General features: G+C 70.3%; 11 protein-coding genes. 3 read left to right on the top strand and 8 right to left on the bottom strand.

From position 1 onward, the window contains the following. Window positions 1-31 precede the first annotated feature (31 nt). A complete protein-coding gene (locus J7E96_RS14635) occupies window positions 32-2,674 on the bottom strand; it encodes a beta-N-acetylglucosaminidase domain-containing protein (protein ID WP_215131411.1) in 2,643 nt (880 codons plus the stop codon). 300 nt (window positions 2,675-2,974) lie between these two features. Between J7E96_RS14635 and J7E96_RS14640 the strand changes: the two genes are divergently transcribed. After that, window positions 2,975-3,883, top strand: coding sequence for a SigB/SigF/SigG family RNA polymerase sigma factor (locus J7E96_RS14640; RefSeq protein ID WP_215131235.1), 909 nt, complete (start codon window positions 2,975-2,977; stop codon window positions 3,881-3,883). A gap of 18 nt (window positions 3,884-3,901) precedes the next feature. Here the strand turns inward: J7E96_RS14640 and J7E96_RS14645 are convergent, their stop codons facing one another. Further along, window positions 3,902-4,612: a PIG-L deacetylase family protein gene (locus J7E96_RS14645; RefSeq protein WP_215131237.1), complete on the bottom strand. Its 711-nt coding sequence runs from the start codon at window positions 4,610-4,612 to the stop codon at window positions 3,902-3,904. Between the two features lie 128 nt (window positions 4,613-4,740). Next, window positions 4,741-6,039 carry an alpha/beta fold hydrolase gene (locus J7E96_RS14650; RefSeq protein WP_215131239.1) on the bottom strand — a complete coding sequence of 433 codons (1,299 nt, stop codon included), beginning with the start codon at window positions 6,037-6,039 and terminating at the stop codon, window positions 4,741-4,743. Window positions 6,040-6,149: 110 nt separating this feature from the next. Between J7E96_RS14650 and J7E96_RS14655 the strand changes: the two genes are divergently transcribed. Continuing rightward, window positions 6,150-7,322, top strand: coding sequence for an ABC transporter ATP-binding protein (locus J7E96_RS14655; protein WP_215131241.1), 1,173 nt, complete (start codon window positions 6,150-6,152; stop codon window positions 7,320-7,322). Between the two features lie 35 nt (window positions 7,323-7,357). On the opposite strand, the gene J7E96_RS14660 is transcribed toward J7E96_RS14655, so the two are convergent. The 5 genes from J7E96_RS14660 to J7E96_RS14680 all read right to left on the bottom strand — a co-directional run bounded on the left by J7E96_RS14660 (window position 7,358) and on the right by J7E96_RS14680 (window position 12,344). After that, window positions 7,358-8,317: an ABC transporter substrate-binding protein gene (locus tag J7E96_RS14660; protein WP_215131243.1), complete on the bottom strand. Its 960-nt coding sequence runs from the start codon at window positions 8,315-8,317 to the stop codon at window positions 7,358-7,360. Beyond that, window positions 8,314-8,988: an ABC transporter permease gene (locus J7E96_RS14665; RefSeq protein WP_215131245.1), complete on the bottom strand. Its 675-nt coding sequence runs from the start codon at window positions 8,986-8,988 to the stop codon at window positions 8,314-8,316. Before J7E96_RS14665 ends, J7E96_RS14660 begins: the two co-directional genes overlap by 4 nt. Then, on the bottom strand, window positions 8,985-9,665 hold the full coding sequence (locus tag J7E96_RS14670; RefSeq protein WP_215131247.1) for an ABC transporter permease: 681 nt from the start codon (window positions 9,663-9,665) through the stop codon (window positions 8,985-8,987). The genes J7E96_RS14665 and J7E96_RS14670 overlap by 4 nt, the downstream gene beginning before the upstream one ends. A gap of 322 nt (window positions 9,666-9,987) precedes the next feature. After that, window positions 9,988-11,721: an acyl-CoA dehydrogenase family protein gene (locus tag J7E96_RS14675; protein ID WP_215131249.1), complete on the bottom strand. Its 1,734-nt coding sequence runs from the start codon at window positions 11,719-11,721 to the stop codon at window positions 9,988-9,990. A 59-nt stretch (window positions 11,722-11,780) separates the two neighbouring features. After that, window positions 11,781-12,344, bottom strand: coding sequence for a PadR family transcriptional regulator (locus J7E96_RS14680; protein WP_215131250.1), 564 nt, complete (start codon window positions 12,342-12,344; stop codon window positions 11,781-11,783). A gap of 179 nt (window positions 12,345-12,523) precedes the next feature. Between J7E96_RS14680 and J7E96_RS14685 the strand changes: the two genes are divergently transcribed. Beyond that, complete coding sequence (locus tag J7E96_RS14685; protein ID WP_215131413.1) at window positions 12,524-15,241, top strand: SpoIIE family protein phosphatase/ATP-binding protein; 2,718 nt, start codon at window positions 12,524-12,526, stop codon at window positions 15,239-15,241. The last annotated feature ends 3 nt before the right edge of the window (window positions 15,242-15,244 follow it).

Raw genomic sequence — 15,244 nt, forward strand, 5'->3', positions numbered from 1 at the left:
CGGGAGCCGCGCGCCCCGCACCGAACGTCCGCTACTGGACGATCACCTCCGCGATCTGCGGGGTGCTCCCGCCCTCGCTCCACAGCAGCCGTACGGCCGAGACCGGTTCACCGTCCACCGTGAACTCCCCGTAGCCGCCCTTGAGCGCGCCGACCGTAAGCCAGTCGCCGTCCGGGTCCCGTACCTGCACGGCGGCCTGCGCGGAGCTGCCCCTCGGCTGGAGGACGGTCACCGACTCCACCGCCCGCGTCCCGCCGACGTCGACCTGGAGCGCCTCGCCCGGCTCTGGTGCGCGGGCGGCGCGGTAGACACTCGTCACGTCTCCGTCGGCCGCCGCGCGCAGGCTGCTGCCCGTCGCCGCCGGCGGTCCGCCGGACACGGAGGCGTCCGTCGTCTCGACGGCGAACTCCCTCACAACGAGCCAGTTCGTCTGCCGCGCGGTGGCCCGCGCCCGTACGTACCGTGCCTCGGTACCCGCCGGAGCGGTCGCCGTCACGACGGGCTTACCGGAGAACGTCGCGAGCTGTTCCCAGGAAGCACCGTCCGACGAGTACTCCAGCACCCCGTTGCGCATGTAGTCGTTCACGCTTCCCGGCTTGCCCATGGCGAGCGAGATGCTGCCGATCTCCCGTTCCTTGCGGAGGTCGACCGTCACCTGATCACCGGTGGCGATGGCCCGGCTGCTCCAGAAGAACGTGCTGTCGTCCCCGTCGACCATCCGCGCGATCACGTTGCCCTGGTACGTCGGCAGGTTGGTGAGGCCCTTGACGGCGCCGCTGACGCCGAGCAGCCGGTCGTGCTCGGCGGCCGCGTCCTCGATGAATTTGTCGAGCACGCCCTCACCCACGACGACCGGGATCTTGCGCCCGTTCAGGTCCGTGTACGTGAACGACTTCGCCGCGGCCACGAGCCCCGGCAGCCGCTGCCGCTGGTCCCACGCCCGGGCGCCGTCTCCGTCGCGGGCCAGCTCGACCAGCCGCAGAGCCGCACGCGTCGCGACGCCCCACGCCTCGGCGGCGTCGAGCCACGGCCCGCTGTCGTCGATGAACTCCTGCTCGGCGATACGGTCGCGCAGCACGTCCGGGGCCCTCTGCAGGCCGCCAAGGGCGCGGTCCAGCCGGTCCGCGTCCCCGGACTCCCAGAACCGCGCGATCGAGGCGGCCAGAGCGGGTGCCTGCTGTGCGTTGATGCGGGAGCTGTAGTTGACGTCGGAGAAGATCCGCAGGGCCTTCTCGGTCTGCGCGTCGCCGCCCGCGTACTCGGAGATCGCCGTCTGCCACGAACTGACCGGATCGTAGGCCGCGTCGTTCCACATGTAGTCGGCGACCGTCATCAGTGGGATCTTCGAGGCGTACGCCTGGTTCATCGGGTTGGCGGTGATGCCGGAGCCGAGCTCGGCGGGCATCCCTTTCTCCCGGCCGTTGTACGGGCCGAGCAGCAGCCGGTTGGTGACGTAGTCGTTCACCGGGTAGTTGTCCCAGAGCAGGATCGGGTGCGCGAAGACATCACGCGCGGCCCTGGCCTGCGCCACCGTTATGACCGGCGCGATGACGCCGACACCGGTCCACTCGACCACCACGTCCTCGTCGAGCTGTTCGGCGAGCGCCTTCTTGTACGGGGACGGGGTGACGTTGTAGTACTCCGTCGGCACCATCTGGAGCGGCGCGGCGCCCGGGTGGGTGGCGATGAAGTCCCGGTTGACCCGGTTGAGGAGGTACGCCTGGGCGGCGCCCGCCGCGGCCGCCCCCGTTCCCCACTTGTCCTGGTCGGCCTGGCAGTTCCACTTGGTGTAACTGATGTCGTCGAGCGGGACGGCGTACGTGCGGATGCCTAGCTCCCAGACCGTCTTGAACTTGTCGGTCAGCGCCTTGATGTCGGCCTCGGAGCTGTAGCAGACACTCAGTCCCGGCGACAGCGCGTACGTGAACTCCACGTGCCGGGTGCGGGCCCGGTCGACGAGCTCCTTCATCTTCGCGAGCTGCGTGGCGGGGTACGGCTCCCGCCACCTCTCGCGCAGGTACGGGTCGTCCTTGGGCGAGTAGACGTAGATGTTCATCTTGTGCTCGCCGTAGAAGTCGAGCTGATCCAGGCGGGCCGCGTGGGTCCACGGGATGCCGTAGAAGCCCTCGATGACGCCGCGGATCGTGGTGGTGGGCCAGTCGCGGATCTCGGCCCCCTGGACCTTCGCGCCGGGGCCCTTTCGCTCGGGCAGCAGCTGGCGCAGCGACTGGGCGGCGTAGTACGTACCGGCCGTGTCCTTGCCGGAGAGCGCGATACGGCGTTCACCGATGCCCAGGACATACCCCTCGGGTGGGAGTTGGCCGGGGCCTTCGATGTCCAGCGCGTCGAGCGCCCCGGCGGTCTGCGGGGTCTCCCCGGGGCCGCCGACGTACACGGTGAGCCGGTTCGTGACGGGGCGTTCGCCGCGTACGACCTGGTGCGCACCGGCGTCGAGGAGCGCCTGCCGAGTCACCGTCAGGGCGGCGGCATCGGCGTCGGCGCCCGCGACGAGCGTCACCGTCGGGGTGACGGTGACGCGGTCGTCGCGCTCTCGGAGGTCCTGCGGTGTCGGAGTGATGACGGGGGCGGATCTTCGGTCGGTGTCGGCCGGGGGGTCGGCGGCCATCCCGGCGGCCGGAAACCCGAGCACAAGGGCGAGAGCGGAAGCGAGCATGGCGAGCGGGCGCAGGCGGAGCGTCACACGTCCTCCAGGGGTCCCGGCGAAAACTGTGGGCGATCGCGCATCACAACGCCACAGAATCCTCCTGGGGCCTGACAGGCTGTCAATGGTGCGCACGTCTAATCCAGACGATTCCGCAAGTTGCCCACGCCCATTCAACGTTGGGCCGGATAGCGGTACCCGCACCTTGGCCCCCGCCGGGCCCGTCTCGTCCCCCATTCGGCGGCGGGACGCATACATCGAGGACGCCTGGGCAGGCGGGAGGCACGGAGCGATCACGAGAGAGGCAGGAACATGACGGCAACGCCGGTGCGGATTTCGGAAGTTCCGCGGACGAAGGTCGCGACGGGCGCGCGGACCGGGACGCTGCCCGGTACGGGTGAGCTGCCGTGGATCGAGGACGCGGGGACGGTCGCCCCGAAGGATGCCCGCAGTCTGTCAAAGGCGTTCTTCGACCAGCTTCAGGTCCTGGAGGAGGGCACGCCCGAGCACCAGTACGCCCGTAACACGCTCATTGAGATGAACCTCTCGCTGGTACGGTTCGCCGCCCGGCGTTTCCGGGGCCGCGGTGACGGCGGCGACATGGAGGACACCGTCCAGGTCGGCACCATCGGGCTGATCAAGGCCATCGACCGGTTCGACCTCAGCCGCGAGGTGGAGTTCGCCACCTTCGCCGTCCCCTACATCGTCGGCGAGATCAAGCGGTTCTTCCGCGACACGACCTGGGCCGTCCACGTCCCCCGGCGGCTGCAGGAACTGCGGGTCGAGCTCGCCAAGGCCAGGGAGGAGCTGGCGGCGACGCTGGACCGGGACCCGACGGTCAGGGAACTGGCCGGGCACCTGGATCTCAGCGAGGACGAGGTCGTCGAAGGCCTCGTGGCCGCCAACGGCTACACGGCCGGCTCCCTGGACATGCCCAACGACCCCGGCGACGACGGCCACGCCAACACGTCGCGCACCTTCGCCGACGTACTGGGCGAGACCGACCCCGCCATGGAGACGGTCGAGGACCTGCAGACCCTGGCACCCCTGCTGGGCGAACTCGACGACCGGGAGCGGTACATCATCGAGATGCGCTTCGGCCAGGAGATGACGCAGTCCGAGATCGGAGCCGAGCTCGGCATCTCGCAGATGCACGTCTCCCGCCTCCTCACCCGGACCCTCACCAAGCTCCGCGCCGGCATGCTCTGCGAAGAAGCCTGAGCATCACAGCGTCACGGCTCAGCGGCTGAAGACCTCGAAGGTGACCGCAGGCCTTCCGCCGAAGCGCTCCGCCGCGCGCTGCGCGTTCTGCGTGAGGAACGTACGGCAGTACGTCTCGGGGTCCTCCGTCGTCAACGCCTCGATGTACGCACGGTGTTCGAGCAGTGAGCGTACGGAACGTTCGAGCCCGGGCGTCGCGTCCACCGCATGGGTGGGCGTCGTGGAGCCGGCGACGGCGACCCAGCGCACCCCGTCCCAGGGCGCGAGCCCCTGCTCGGTGAGCTCGGGAAAGATCCAGCGGTTGCCGGCGTCGCCCGCCGCGTCCAGGGTGGCCCGGCCCACCGCCCGGTGGTCCGGCGTGTTCCAGGCGACGCCGCCCCAGGTGTCGCGGTGGTTGAGGGCGATGACGAGTTCGGGGCGGTGCTTGCGGATGGCGGCGGCGATGTCCCGGCGCAGCCCGGTCCCGTACTCGATCACGCCGTCCTCGTAGTCCAGGAACTCGACCGCCGAGACGCCGACAACCGCCGCACTGGCCCGCTGCTCCTGCTCCCGCAGCGGGCCGCACTTGTCCGGCTCCAGGCTGTCGATCCCGGCCTCGCCACGGGTGGCGAGCAGGTACGTCACTTCCCGGCCGCCGTCGGTCCATCCCGCGATGGCGCCGGCGCACCCGTACTCGAGATCGTCCGGGTGCGCCACGACGGCGAGGGCGCGCTGCCAGTCGCTCGGCATCGGTTGAAGCTGCTGAGGCTGATGGGGCTGGTGAGGCTGGTGTGTCGGCTCGGTTGTCATGGGCGCAGAATAAGCGGCGAACCTCCTATTCCGGTTCTACTGGCGGGCTGTGGCCGCTGGTTGTCGCGCTAGATGTCGCCGCGCGTCAGTGCGAGCAGCCGGTCCAGTACGCGCGGACCACCCGTCCGCAGACCGTCGTGTTCGAATTCGTCGGTGACCCAGGTGCGCAGGCCCTTGATGGTCCGCGCGGTCTGGAGCGCGCGCTCCGTGTCGACGTACAGGTCGTCGTGGTAGACAGCGGCGGCGACCGGCACCTCATTGGCCGCGAGGCGTTCCGCGTCGTACAGCACGGGCCAGTCGGTACGTTCGGCGAGCAGCTGGGCCGTCTCGCGCAGCGGGCGCAGCGCCGGGTCGCAGTCGAAGTGCCAGGGGTGGATGGTCTCGCCCGTGAAGAGCACCGGCCCTTCGCCCGCGAGCGCCTTGCCCACGTCGAACTGCGGGAATCCGGCGCGCACCCGGTCGGCCGCCCAGGCGGTGGGCCGCGTGCCCTGGGCGTAGATCGCCTCGTGCAGGACGGCGTAGAGCGGGTGGGCGGCGTACGAGAGTGCGGTCTGCGCGGCCTCCTGGAAGGTGTCCGAGAGGGCGGGGCCGTGCGACGTACGGGCGAAGGCGTTCTCCAGGAGGTAGTGCAGCTGGTGGCTGCCGTCGCCGGAGCCGAGCATGATGCCGAGGGACTGGAACGCCTCGGGGCTGAGGGTGTAGCCGCTCGGCAGCACGGTCTGGTTCTCGCTCAGGTGCTCGGCGATCCGGCGCGCCCGCTCGACGTCCTGGGGGTAACGAGCGTAGTGGGCGGCGTTTTTGCGCTCCATGCGGGGGAACGCCGCCTGGTAGACGTCGTCCGCGTGCCCGTCGAGGCTCGGCAGGCCGCCGGTGATGAGCACCGTACTCAGCCCTTCGGGGGCGGTGGCCAGGTAGTGGGTGGCGCAGAAGCCGCCGAAGCTCTGGCCGAGTACGGTCCAGGGCGCGCCGCCGGTCAGCCAGGGGCGGATGGTCTCGCAGTCGCGGACGATCGAGTCGGCGCGGAAGTGGGCAAGGTAGTCGGCCTGCTCCTGCGGGCCGCCGCACAGGGGCAGGCTCTGCCGGTTGGCGGGCGTCGAGAGCCCGGTGCCGCGCTGGTCGAGGAGCAGTACCCGGAAGTCCTGGAGAGCGCGGCCTAGCCACGCCTGGCGCCCGACGAAACGGCGTGCGCCGAATCCGGGGCCGCCCTCCAGGTAGACCAGCCACGGCAGGTCCGCGGTGGCCCTGGAGCTCGACACGACCTCTCGCGCGAAGAGTTCGATGCGCTCCCCCGCGGGGCGGGCGTGGTCGAGGGGGACGGTGAAACGGTGGTCGGTGAGGACGGTGCCGGGCTGGCGATAGCTGGTCACAGTTACTCCCGTTCTGATCACTTCCGCATAGTTCAGCACACCCGGGGGTGGTGACTCGTACAGTCGCGGCCCGTGTGCGCCTTGTCCCTGCCGCTTCTACCGTGGCGTACATGATCCGGTTCGAGCAGGTCGGCAAGGTGTACCCGGACGGCACGCCCGCCGTCCACGACCTGTCCTTCGAGGTCGCGGAGGGTGAGCTGGTCACCTTGGTCGGTCCTTCGGGCTGCGGGAAGACGACCACCATGATGATGGTCAACCGGCTGATCGAGCCCACTTCGGGCCGGATCCTGGTGGCCGGCGAGGACATCGCGGCCGTCGACCCGGTCAGGCTGCGCCGCCGTATCGGCTACGTCATCCAGCAGGTCGGTCTCTTCCCGCACCGCACGGTCCTCGACAACGCCGCCACGGTCCCCTTCCTCACCGGCTGGAAGAAGCCGAAGGCCCGGGCGCGGGCGGCGGAACTCCTCGACCTGGTGGGGCTCGATCCGTCCGTGTACGGGTCGCGCTACCCGGACCAGCTGTCCGGCGGACAGCGCCAGCGGGTCGGCGTCGCCCGCGCGCTGGCGGCGGATCCGCCGGTGCTGCTGATGGACGAACCGTTCGGAGCGGTCGACCCCGTGGTGCGCGAGCGCCTCCAGGACGAGTTCCTCGCTCTCCAGGCGACGGTGCGCAAGACGGTCCTGCTCGTCACTCACGACATCGAGGAAGCGGTACGGATGGGTGACCGGATCGCGGTGTACGGACAGGGGCGCATCGAGCAGTTCGACACGCCCGCGACGGTGCTCGGCGCGCCGGCCACCCCCTATGTGGCCCAGTTCGTGGGCGCGGACCGGGGCTTGAAGCGGCTGTCCGTCACCGAGATCGAGGCCGCCGACCTGGAACAGCCACCGATCGCCCGCCTGGACGAGCCCGCGCGGGACGCGGCGGCCCGGCTGCGCGCCGACGGCGCCAGGTGGGCCGTGGTCCTGACCGGCGGAAACGACCTGCACGGCTGGGTGTCCACCGAAGAGCTGAGCATCGCGGGGCAGGGCAGCGGCGGCGGCACTGTGGGTGACCTGGCCCGCCGGATGGAGGCCTGGGTGCCGGTGGGGGCGCCGCTCAAGCAGGCGTTCAGCGAGATGCTCCAGTACGACGCGGGGTGGGTGGCGGTGCTCGACGGCGCGAAGTTCGTCGGCGTACTCACTCCGGCGAAGCTCCACGAGGCGCTGCGCCGGTCGGTCGACGCGGACGCGCGGGGCGTACCGCGCGGCCAGGTGGCCTTCGACTCGGTGGCGGACGCGTAGCGGCCCATCGCCTTCGCGGCGGGAGCTCTGACGCCTCAGCCGTCCGCCGGGATCAGCTTCCTGGACTCCAGGTAGCTCCGGGCGACGTCCTCCGGCAGTCTGCGCCAGCTGTCCACCTGCTTGTTGAGGGACGCCAGGTCATTGGTCGTCAGTACGGTGTTGAGCTTGTCCAGCGCGCGCTTCACCCCGGCGGATCCGGCCCGCGACCTGTTGACCACGGGCACGATGTGGTCGGCGTTCTGGAGCTTCTTGTCGTCCTTCAGGAGCACCAGGCCGAAGTCGTCGAGGGTCGCGTCGGTCGTCGTGGTGAGGACCATCTGGTCCTGGCCGTTCTGGACGGCCTGTTTCGCCGGGGTGGTACCGACCCCCTTGGGATCGACGGCGGTGATGTCGATGCCGTACGTCTTCTTGAGGCCGGGCTCGCAGTAGGGGCGCCGGACACACTCGTCGCCCGCCGCGAGCCGCACCGGCTGCCCGGACCTGCCCAGGTCTGAGAGGGTCTTCAGCCGGTGTTTCGCGGCGTACGACGCGGCGACGGCGAACGCGTTCTGGTCGACGGCGCGGCCCGCGTCGAGAACGGCGAGCCCGCGCGGGGCCGCCAGGGCCCGCAGGGCGGTCATGGTGGCGCCGAGGTCGGGAGAGCCTACGGGCGCGGCGTCGGCGCCGTTGGCCTTGGAGTTGAGCCAGTCGGCGAAGGTGGCGGCGTACTCGGGTACGACGTCGATCTGGCCGCTCTCCAGGGCGGGTTCGTAGATCTCACGGTTCGTTACCGACAGGATCGTCGTCTCGTACCCGGCCCGGTCGAGGAGGAGCGCGTACATCCGGGCGAGCAGGTCGCTCTCGGTGAAGCCGGCCGATCCGACGGTCAGCCGGCGGCTGTCGCCGGGCGGCGCGGTGACCTCGCCCCGTTCCTCCAGGGCGGGGCCGGTGGCGCAGGCGGTGAGGGTGAGCACAAACGCGACGGGGGCGGCGACGGCTGCGCGGACGGCTCTCACGTCGCACCGCGTCGTGTCCACCGGGGTCCGAGCCGCTGTGCGACCTCGAACAGTCCCTCCATCAGCAGCGCGAAACCAGCCACCAGCACGGCCCCCGCGACCACTTGCGGGGTACTGGCGAGATTGAAGCCGGCGGTGATGATCCGGCCGAGGCCGCCGCCGCCCGCGAGCGCGGCGATCGTCGCGGTGGCGACGAGCTGTACGGCGGCGATACGCACTCCGGTGACGATGAGCGGAAGGGCGAGCGGGAGCTCGACGCGCCACAGCAGCTGGCCGCCGGACATGCCCATCCCGCGCGCCGCCCGGACGATGTCGCGGTCGACGCCTCGCATGCCGACGTAGGCGTTGGTGAGCAGCGGCGGTACGGCGAAGAGGACCAGCGCGATGATCGTAGGCCAGTCGCCGTGCCTGCCGATGGGGGTGAGCAGCAGCAGGACGAGGACGGCGAAGGTGGGCACGGCGCGGCCGGCGTTGGAGATGTTGACGGCGAGCGCCCCGCCCTTGCCGAGGTGGCCGAGTACGAGTGCGACGGGCAGCGCGATCAGGCAGCTGAGCAGCAGGCAGACGATGGTGAGGAAGAGGTGCTCGCCGAGCCGGCTCCAGATGCCGCTCTCGCCCGGCCAGTTCGCGGAGCTGGTGAGCCAGTCCCAGGCGGCGCCGAGGGTGTTCACGCTCGTGCCTCCCGCATCCAGGGCGTGAGCGCCCGCTGTACGCCGAGCAGCAGGAGGTCGGCGGCGACGGCGATCACGACGCACAGGACGGACGCGATGAGCACCTGGGCCTTGAAGTAGGTGTTCATGCCGGTGTAGATGAGGTTGCCGAGGCCGCCGTACCCGACGATCGCGCCGATGGTGACGAGGGAGACCGCGGAGACGGTGGCGATGCGCAGGCCGGCCATGGCGGCGGGGAGTGCGAGGGGCAGTTCGACGGCGAGCAGCAGCCTGACGGGCCCGTAACCCATGCCGCGGGCGGCCTGGCGGGTCTCTTCGGGCACCGCGCGCAGTCCGGCGAGGATGTTGCGTACGAGCAGGGTGAGCGAGTAGAGGACGAGCCCCGCGATGACGAGCCAGGCGGACAGCCCGTACACCGGCAGCAGCAGCGAGAACATCGCCAGCGACGGGATCGTGTAGAGCACGGTCGTCACGACCAGCACCGGGCCCGCCGCCCCGCGCCGGCGGCGGGCGGCGACGGCGAGGGGGACGGCGAGCACGAGGCCGAGGAGTACGGAGACGACGGTCAGCTGGAGGTGCTGGAGTACGGCGTCCAGGAGGATCTCGCGGCGGGTGGAAAGGTACTCGCCGCAGAGCCACTCATTGCGCGCGAGGCAGTCGTCCGGGGGCGCGGTCACTCTTTCATTGCAGCCCGGGGCGGGGCTGGGCCGCGCGTATTGGTGGACTGTTCGGGGCGGCTGCGCCCGGCGGCGCTCCCCCGATCATGGCAGAACTGAAATTTTTGACATGAGCGGAGATAATGCGTCTAGTGGTGCCCAAGAGGGTGGGACAGGACAACACGAGGTGTGACAACAAATAGCGAGGATTCCAGAGTCGACCAGCGCGGAACACCACCCTTTGTCACGCCTGCGGCGTGAGAACGTCATGTCGGGGCCGGTAAAAACGCCGGCCAGGGCGTATCGGCCCTGGCCGGCGGCACACCGCTCGCTCGCCGCGCTGTTACGGCGCCATCTCGTACGCCCCGGACAGCGCCTCCACGCGCTCCCAGACGCGGGCCGCGCGTGCGTCGTCGACGACCGGGCGCCGGACCGCGCCCAGGGCCCATTCCTGCTGCTGCGTGGTGGCGGAATCCTTGCCGTACAGGTCGACGGCGTACGAGGAGAAGTCGCGTACCAGGACGGCGAACAGCTCGTCGAGCACGTCCTCGTCCAGGCCTGTCAGGCGCGCCTGCTCCAGGATCAACTGGCCGTGCACCACCAGCGCGAACAGCTGGCCGACGGCGAGCAGAAGGTCCAGGTCGCGGCTCTGCTGCTCGTCGGGGGCGGCGGTGGTGACGAACTCGCACAGGGCGTCCGCCTGTTCCCGGAAGCGGCCGACGTTGGGCACATCGGCGTACGCGTCGTAGGCGGGGCGCCAGTCGTGGAAGCGTACGGATCCCAGGCCACGGGCCGGTCCCTGGCGGAAGAGGAACGCGTCGTCGGCCGCGTCGAGGCGGGTCGGCACGGGCGCGTACTCGGCGGGACTCAGCAGGTGGTTGGCCATGAACTTGAGGATCAGGGCGAGGTTGACGTGGACCGTGCCCTCCAGCTTCGGCAACCCCCGGATCTCCTCGGCGGCCTGGGAGAAGTAGGTGTCCTTCTCGAAGCCCTTGGCGGCGATGACGTCCCACATGAGGTCGATGACCTTCTCGCCCTCCGTGGTCACCTTCATCTTCGTCATCGGGTTGAAGAGCAGGTACCGGCGGTCGTCGGGGCCGGCGGAGCGGAAGTAGTCGACGGCGCGGGCGCTGAACAGTTTCATCCCGACGAGGCGTACGTACGCGTCGGTCAACTCCCGGCGCACGTGCGGGAAGGCGGTGACGGGGCGGCCGTAGAGGATCCGGTTGTGCGCGTGGGTGACGGCCTCGTACATCGCGTGCTCGCAGATGCCGATCGAGGCGGTGCACAGGTTGAACTTGCCGACGTTGACGGTGTTGAGGGCGGCGTCGAAGGCGGCGCGGCCGGTGTGCAGCACGTCGTCGGGACCGACGGGGTAGTTGTCGAGGCGGAACTCGCTGACGTACTTCGACGAGTCGACGACGTTCTTCACGAGGTGGTACGCCGGGTGGCGGCTGTCGGCGGCGAAGAAGACGTAGCCGTCGGGGCCTTCGACGTCGGTGCGGCGGCCGAAGACGGAGACCAGCGCGGCGGCGTTGCCATTGCCGATGTAGTACTTCGAACCGCTCGCCCGGAAGCCGCCGTCGCCGTCGGGCTCCAGCAGCATGTCGGTGGAGTAGATGTCGGCACCGTGGGTCTTCTCGGACAGGCCGAAGGCGAACACCTCGCCCTGGGAGAGGAGTTCGGCGGCGCGCGTTCGGGCGGCGGCGTTGTCGCTCTGCCAGACCGGGCCGAGACCGAGGATGGTGACCTGCCACGCGTACCAGTAGTCGAGCCCGTAGAAGCCGAAGATTTCGTTGAGCGCGGCGATCCGGGCGGTGTCCCAGCGCTTGTCCTGCTCCTGCTGCCCGTCGGCGGAGGCGGCGGAGGCGGGTGTGAGGAAGGCGGCGAAGAGCCCTTCCTTGGCCGAGAACGCGAGGAAGTCCGCGAGCCAGGCACGGGAACGGTAGTCGTCCATCAGCTTGCGCTTGCCGCGGTCCTCGAACCAGTCGACGGTGGCACGCAGCAGCCTGCGGGTCTCGGGATCGAAGTGCGCCGGGTCGTAGGTGCGCGGGTTGAACAGCAACGGGTCCGCCATGGATGTTCGCCTCCGGGTTGAGGGGATGAGGGATATGAGGGGTTGAAGGTTGCTGGGCGTCAGCGCTCGGTGCCCAGCCGGTGGAGCGTGGCGAGTACGTCGTCGAGCCAGGCGAGCGTCATCCGCTCGTACGCGATGCCGCCGCGCAGCACCACATGCTGAAGCTCCCGCCCGGCATCGGGCTCGCTGCCGGCGGTGGCCTCGGATCCGGTGAAGTCACGCCGCTCCCCCGCGAGATAGTGCGCGAGCCGGTCGGTGTGCGCCCGGTGGTGCCGCTCGACCTCGCGGATCAGCGCGGCCGGGTCGTCGAAGGCCGCGCCGCGGATCTTCACGGCGAGGTCGTGCCGGACGCTCTCGGGTTCGATCGGCTCGTGCAGCCACTGGGACAGGGCGGCTCGGCCGAGGGCCGGGACGGAGTACTCCTTCTTGTCCGGCCGGGCCTGCTGCGGTACGTCGCGGGCGTCGATCCAGCCGTCGCTCTCCATGCGCTTGAGCACGCGGTAGATCTGCTGGTGCGTGGCGTTCCAGAAGTAACCGATGGACCGCTCGAACCGCCGGGCCAGCTCATAGCCGGAGCCCGGCTGCTCCAGCAGGGAGACGAGGATCGCGTGTTCGAGCGCCATGCCCCGATCTTTCTATGCAACTCGTTGCATAGACAAGCGGCATCGGGCGGGTGAGACACGGCTCACCCGTCACGCGAATGCCCCACCGCACCAGGTAGGTCTGTGCACCACCTAGGCGCGGGAGCCCGCGTGGGAGTACAAATGGCAATGTGGTCGATCGTTTCACCCCGTGCCGGGGCGTGTCGGTGCGGTCACTAATCAGGAAGCGCCCGCGGAGCGTCGCCGGACAGGTCTTCGTCCTCCAGGTGGCGGTCGTGCTGCTGCTCGCCGCCGGTGCCGTGCTGGCACTGGTGCTTCAGGCGCGCCACGACGGCGATCGTGAGGCCCGTAACCGGTCGGTCGCGGTCGCGGAGACGTTCGCCCACTCGATCGGGCTCCAGGAGGCGCTGAAGGCCCCAGATCCGTCCAGGATCCTCCAGCCGCTCACGGAGGAGACCCGCAGACGGGCGGGCGTCGACTTCATCGTGGTGATGAACACCAACGGAATCCGCTACACGCACCCCCAGCCCGACCGGATCGGCCAGCGGTTCGTCGGCACGATCGAGCCGTCCCTGGCCGGCCGGGTGCACACCGAGAGCGTGGAAGGCCCGCTGGGCCAGGAGATACAGGCCATCGTCCCGGTGACCGCCGCCGGTGGCGAGGTCGTGGCGCTGGTCTCGGCCGGTCTCACGGTGCAGAACGTCACCGGTGTGGTCGAGCGGCAGCTCCCGGTCATCCTCGGCGTCAGCGCGGCCGGCCTGGCCGTGGCCACCATCGGCACGGCACTGGTCACCAGGCGGCTGCGGCGGCAGACCCACGGGCTCGGGACCCTTGAGATGACCCGTATGTACGAACACCACGACGCGGTTCTGCACGCCGTCCGGGAGGGCGTACTGATCACCGACGGGGACGGCCGCCTGCTGCTAGCGAACGACGAGGCGAAACGGCTGCTCGATCTTCCGGCCGACGCGGAGGGACAGCACATCGGGCAGCTGCCCCGCCTCGACCAGAAGATGGCCGGCCTCCTGCTGTCCGGCCGGGAGGCCACGGACGAGGTCCTCGCGGCCGGGAACCGGCTGCTGGTGGTCAACCAGCGGCCGACGAAACCCCACGGCCAGCCCGAGGGGACGGCGGTCACCATCCGCGACTCCACCGAGATGCGCGTCCTGACGCGCCGGGCCGACGCCGCTCGCCGACGGCTGAAACTGCTGTACGACGCGGGTGTCGGCATCGGTACCACGCTCGACGTGGTGCGCACGGCCGAGGAGCTGGCGGACGTCGCCGTACCGCGGTTCGCGGACTTCGTGACCGTCGATCTGGCGGACCAGGTGCTGCACGGCGACGAGCCGACCGGCTCGGGCGCGGACCTGCGGCGTACGGCGGTCAGCGGCATCCGCGACGACCAGCCCCTCTATCCGCGCGGCAAACTGATCGACTTCCTCCCGTCCACCCCGCAGGCCCGCGGGCTCGACAGCGGCCAGGCCGAGCTGGTGCCCGACCTGTCCGACGCGCCGGGCTGGTTCGCCCAGGACCCGCCCGTGGCGCGGAGCATCGTCGAGTACGGCATCCACTCCCTCATCACAGCGCCCCTCAAAGCGCGGGGCGTGGTCCTCGGAGTGGTCAACTTCTGGCGCATGGAGAAGCCGGAACCCTTCGACGACGACGATCTGTCCCTGGCGGAGGAACTGGTCGCGCGGGCCGCGGTCAGTATCGACAACGCCCGCCGCTACACCCGCGAACACACCGTGGCCGTGGCGCTCCAGCGCAGCCTGCTGCCGCGCGGCCTTCCCGAACAGAGCGCCGTCGAGGTGGCGCACTACTACCTGCCCGCCCAGTCCGGGGTGGGCGGCGACTGGTTCGACGTGATCCCGCTGTCGGGCAGCCGCGTCGCCCTCGTCGTCGGTGACGTGGTCGGCCACGGACTGCACGCCGCGGCCACCATGGGGCGGCTGCGTACGGCGGTGCACAACTTCTCGTCCCTGGACCTGCCGCCCGACGAGCTGCTGTCCCGTCTCGACGACCTTGTGCAGCGCATCGACCACAACGGGGAGGACGGTGCGGACGCCGACGACGACGGCATGCTGGGTGCCACCTGTCTGTACGCCGTGTACGACCCGGTGTCCCGGCGCTGCGTCATGGCACGGGCGGGCCACCCGCCGCCGCTCGTGGTCCGTCCCGACGGGTCGGTGGAGATCCTTCAGCTGCCGGCCGGACCGCCGCTGGGGCTGGGCGGAATGCCGTTCGAGACCGCCGAGCTGTACCTGGAGGAGCGCAGTCAGCTCGTGCTCTACACGGACGGGCTGATCGAGGACCGTACCCGTGACATCGACGAGGGACTGGAGCTGCTGCGCTCGGCTCTGAACCATCCGGACCGGCATCCGGAGGAGAGCTGCCGGGCGGTTCTCGACGTCCTGCTGCCGGCTCGCCCGCGGGACGACGTGGCTCTGCTCATCGCCCGGACCCGGACACTCGGCCCGGACCGTGTCGCCGAATGGGAGGTGCCGTTCGAACCGAGCGCGGTCGGTGCCATGCGAGCCGTCGTCGGGAAGAAACTCGACGAATGGGGTCTGTCGGCTCTCGCGTTCGGTACGGAGCTGATCCTCAGCGAGCTGATCACCAACGCCATCCGCTACGGCTCCGCGCCCGTCCGGATGCGGCTGCTGCGTGACCGCACCCTGACCTGCGAGGTGTCCGACGCAAGCAGCACCTCACCTCATCTGCGTTACGCCGCCACCACGGACGAGGGAGGGCGCGGACTGTTCCTGGTGGCGCAGCTGAGCCAGCGGTGGGGCACCCGGTACACGCCGGCGGGCAAGGTCATCTGGGCCGAGCAGGCGCTGCCGGGCGCCTCGGGAGAACCGGAGCAGGAGCTCCTGGGCTTCTTCGACATCGACGACATCGACGTCGACACGCCTTGAGGC

The organism is Streptomyces sp. ISL-96 (genome assembly GCF_018614035.1).
Classification (GTDB): domain Bacteria; phylum Actinomycetota; class Actinomycetes; order Streptomycetales; family Streptomycetaceae; genus Streptomyces.

Coding starts and splice junctions, on each gene's coding strand:
- J7E96_RS14680 (WP_215131250.1), bottom strand. CDS start 12,344: ATGGCGCTCGAACACGCGATCCTCGTCTCCCTGCTGGAGCAGCCGGGC.
- J7E96_RS14645 (WP_215131237.1), bottom strand. CDS start 4,612: ATGCCGAGCGACTGGCAGCGCGCCCTCGCCGTCGTGGCGCACCCGGAC.
- J7E96_RS14675 (WP_215131249.1), bottom strand. CDS start 11,721: ATGGCGGACCCGTTGCTGTTCAACCCGCGCACCTACGACCCGGCGCAC.
- J7E96_RS14640 (WP_215131235.1), top strand. CDS start 2,975: ATGACGGCAACGCCGGTGCGGATTTCGGAAGTTCCGCGGACGAAGGTC.
- J7E96_RS14635 (WP_215131411.1), bottom strand. CDS start 2,674: ATGCTCGCTTCCGCTCTCGCCCTTGTGCTCGGGTTTCCGGCCGCCGGG.
- J7E96_RS14655 (WP_215131241.1), top strand. CDS start 6,150: ATGATCCGGTTCGAGCAGGTCGGCAAGGTGTACCCGGACGGCACGCCC.